This is a genomic window from Intrasporangium sp., from assembly GCF_039812505.1.
In the GTDB taxonomy this organism is placed as follows: domain Bacteria; phylum Actinomycetota; class Actinomycetes; order Actinomycetales; family Dermatophilaceae; genus Intrasporangium_A.
In genome coordinates, this window is record NZ_JBDIAQ010000232.1 from 1 (window position 1) to 3,631 (window position 3,631).

Annotated in this window: 5 protein-coding genes; 1 reads left to right on the forward strand and 4 read right to left on the reverse strand. The window is 69.1% G+C overall.

Annotation, left to right across the window (positions count from 1 at the left end):
* The 4 genes from WMI84_RS17450 to WMI84_RS17465 form a co-directional block, all read right to left on the reverse strand.
* Nucleotides 1–437 (reverse strand): ATP-binding cassette domain-containing protein (locus WMI84_RS17450; RefSeq protein WP_347355047.1); only part of this gene is annotated, 437 nt, incomplete at its 3' end.
* On the reverse strand, nt 434–1,363 hold the full coding sequence (locus tag WMI84_RS17455) for an amino acid ABC transporter permease (protein ID WP_347355048.1): 930 nt from the start codon (nt 1,361–1,363) through the stop codon (nt 434–436). The genes WMI84_RS17450 and WMI84_RS17455, both read right to left, overlap by 4 nt.
* Nucleotides 1,363–2,295 carry an ABC transporter substrate-binding protein gene (locus WMI84_RS17460; RefSeq protein WP_347355049.1) on the reverse strand — a complete coding sequence of 311 codons (933 nt, stop codon included), beginning with the start codon at nt 2,293–2,295 and terminating at the stop codon, nt 1,363–1,365. Before WMI84_RS17460 ends, WMI84_RS17455 begins: the two co-directional genes overlap by 1 nt.
* Before the next feature lie 11 nt (nt 2,296–2,306).
* Nucleotides 2,307–3,143 (reverse strand): MBL fold metallo-hydrolase, encoded by an 837-nt coding sequence (locus WMI84_RS17465; protein WP_347355050.1) that lies wholly within the window; start codon nt 3,141–3,143, stop codon nt 2,307–2,309.
* 92 nt (nt 3,144–3,235) lie between these two features.
* Between WMI84_RS17465 and WMI84_RS17470 the strand changes: the two genes are divergently transcribed.
* Nucleotides 3,236–3,631: LysR family transcriptional regulator (locus tag WMI84_RS17470; RefSeq protein WP_347355051.1), on the forward strand; the 396-nt coding region annotated here is incomplete at its 3' end.

A 3,631-nucleotide genomic window follows, 5' to 3' on the forward strand; every position in this document is an offset into this window, starting at 1 on the left:
AGCTCGAGGGCGCGCTCGGTGGCCGCCGCCTTGGGCTGCTTCAGCGCGCGCCGGGGGGCCTCGATGAGGTTCTCCAGCACGGTCATGTGCGGGAACAGGTTGAAGTGCTGGAAGACCATGCCGATCTTCACCCGTCGGCGACAGATCTCCGCCTCGGACAGCTCGTGCAGCCTGCCGCCTCGCTCGTCGTAGCCGACCACCTGTCCGTCCACCCAGATCCGGCCCCCGTCGTTGCGTTCCAGGTGGTTGATGCACCGCAGGAAGGTGCTCTTGCCCGAGCCGGACGGCCCGATCATGCACACCACCTCGCCGCGGTCGATGGTCAGGTCGACGCCCTTGAGCACCTCGAGCCGGCCGAACGACTTGCGTACGCCCTCGGCCCGGAGCATCGGGGTGTCCGCCCGTGCCGAGCCGCGTTGCGTGTCCGGGGTTGTCATGACTGCGCTCCTGTCGCGGACGGGGTGAGCTTGGCGATGGATGCCTTGAACCGTTGCATTGGCGTGGGGGGCAGGACCCGGCTCCCCCGGGCGAAGTAGCGCTCGACGTAGAACTGGCCGATGGTCAGGATCGTGGTCACGACCAGGTACCAGATGCTGGCGATGATCAGCAGCGGGATGGGCTGGAAGGTGCGCGAGTAGATCAGCTGCGCGGAGTAGAGCAGGTCCGGCACGGCGAGCACCGAAACGAGCGAGGTGGCCTTGAGCATCCCGATGACCTGGTTGCCTGTCGGCGGCACGATCACCCGCATGGCCTGCGGCAGAATGACCCGGCGCATGGTCTGGAAGGGGGTCAGGCCCAGCGCGCCGGCCGCTTCGTGCTGTCCGTGGTCCACCGAGATGATCCCGGCCCGGACGATCTCTGACATGTAGGCGGCTTCGTTGAGGCCGAGCCCGAGGATGGCCGCCGCAAGCGGAGTGATCAGCTGGTTGGTGTTCACGTGCACCCCGGGCAGGCCCATGGTGATGACCGGGTAGAGGGCCGCGAAGTTGTACCAGAACAGCAGCTGCACCAGTACCGGGGTGCCTCGGAAGAAGGACACGAAGGTGAATGCGCCGCTGCGCACCACCGGGTTCGGCGAGAGCCGCATGATTGCGAGGATGATGCCCAGGACGATGCCGATCACCATGGCGACCACGGTCAGCCACAGGGTGAGCCAGACGCCCTGGCCGATCTCGACATCGCGCAGGTAGAGCCCGACGACGTCCCACTGGAAGTTCTCGTTGCTGAACACCGACCTCAGCAGGAGCGCGGCGAGCAGGAGGACGACGACGGCGCTCACCCAGCGACCGGGATGGCGGCGGGGGACGACGGTCGGCTGTGCGCCGTGCTCCGTGGTCTCGGTCAGGGCTGTCTTGCCTGTCATCATCGGATGATCTCTCCTGCGTCAGGGTCGAGCGCTGTCTCGGGTATGTCCCACGTGTGCATGAGCTGCTGCATGGTCCCGTCGGCGACCAGCTCCTGGACGGCCTTCGACACCGCCGGTGCGAGCGGGGACTCGTTGGCCATCGCGATCCCGACCTGCACCGGCTTGTAGGGCTTGCCCGGGGCGAGCTCCATGGCGATGTTGCTGCGACGGAACTCGTAGTTCATCGGCGTGGCGGGCGCCATGACGGCGTCCGACCGGCCGCTGACGACCGCGAGGTTGGCCTCGTTCTGGGACGGGTAGAGCAGGACGTTGATGGGCTTCTTGCCGTTGGCCACGCACTCGTCGGAGAACTTGGGCAGGAACTCGATGCCCTGCAGGGAGCCCTTCGGGGCTCCGACGGAGTGTCCGCACAGCGTCATCGGGTCCATGCTCAGCTGCTGGGGGTTGCCCTTCGGCACGCCCAGCCCGGTGCCGCCGAAGAGGTAGGCCACGAAGTCCACGACCTTGCCCCGCTCGGGCGTGATGGCCAGGCCGGACATGGCCATGTCCTGCTTGCCGCTGTCGATACCCACCAGGATCGTCTCGAAGCCGGTGTTGATCATCGAGACCTTCAGCCCCATCTTGGCGGCGATCCCCGCGGCCATGTCCGCATCGAACCCCACGATCGTGTGGCCGTCCTGGCCGATGAACTCGAACGGTGGGAAGGTCGCGCTGGTGGCGACCGTGAGGGTTCCCTTGGTCTTCGCCGCGGCAGGAACGAGCGCGGCCGCCGCCCCGGGCTTGAGGGTCGACAGGTCGACCCCGGTGGTCTCGGTCGGTCCGCTCGTCGCTGCCGCCGTGGGCTGCCTGCTCGCGTAGGTGCACCCGGTGAGAGCCGCCGTGGCGAGCAGGGCCGAGGCTGCCAGGAGGGCCGCTGATGGTCGATGCATCGCTCCGCCTTTCAGATGGTGAGCAGGTCGTGGCCGACGACGACGGTCCCGTCGAAGTCGCGGGCGGCGTGGTCGCGCCACGTGTCGTCGTCGACCGTGGCGTCGGACGGGACGAAGTGACTGAGCACGAGCGTGCGGACGTCGGCACGTCTCGCGATCTCGCCGACCTCGTCCGAGAGCGTGTGGCTGGCCAGCAGGTGCTCGCGGATCGTGGTGCCGGCGTGGGCCGCGACGATGTCGCCGATCGCCGGTTCGTGGAGCACCTCGTGTACGAGCACGTCGCTGCCCCGGGCCAGCTCGACCAGGGCGTCGCAGGGACGGGTGTCGCCGGAGATCGTGATCGACCGGTCGGCCGTGTCGAGTCGGTAGGCCAGGGCGTGGTCCACCGGGGGATGGTCGACCCGGGCGGTGTGCACGGTGACCGTGTCGTCGGCGTACACGATGCCTTCCTCGGTGATCTCGTGGACCTCGATCAGCTCGTCGAGCGGGACCCGGCCCTCGTCGCTGACGCGCAGGTCGATGTCGTACCGGGCCATCGCGAGGAAGTGCCCGATGGCCTCGGCCAGCGGCGGTGGCCCGAACACGTGGACCGGCTCCCGCAGGGCCGACCAGGCGAGCCAGAGGAGGGTGCCGACGTCGGCGACGTGGTCCGAGTGGTGGTGGGTGACGAAGACCGCGCGGAGCGAGCCCAGTGGCCGGCCGGCGCGCACGAGCTGGTCGGTCACGCCGTTGCCGCAGTCCACGACGTACGACCCTCCGTCGACCGAGACGACCTGTGCGGGTGCGCGCCGGTAGCCACGCGGGGTCGGACCCCCGGCGGTCCCCAGCAGGGTGAGCTCCGTTGCCATGCCCACAGGTAACCAGCCGCGCCGGCGGCTGTGCAGGAGTCATCCCACGATGGGAGCCATAGGCGCTGCCTATCGCTGGCTAGAATGACGCGGTGGAACGTCGCCACGTCGAGTACTTCCTGGCCGTCGTCGAGCACGGCAGCTTCACTGCCGCGGCGGCGGCGCTGTACCTGGCGCAACCGTCCCTGTCCCAGGCCATCAGGGAGCTGGAGCGAGAGCTCGGCGCGCCGCTGTTCGTCCGGCTGCACCGCGGCGTCCGGCTGACCGCGGCCGGAACGGCACTGGTGCTGCCGGCCCGGCAGGTCATGCGCACCCTGTCGACGGCACGGGCGGCCGTCCAGGACGTCGTCGGCGTCAGGGCCGGAAAGCTGGATCTCGCCATGCTCCCGGCGCTCATCGGTGACCCTCTCGCGCCGGTCATCAGCGCGTTCCGGACGGCGGCCCCGGGCGTCACCCTGACGATCGCCCAGCCCGAGGAGATCGAGGTG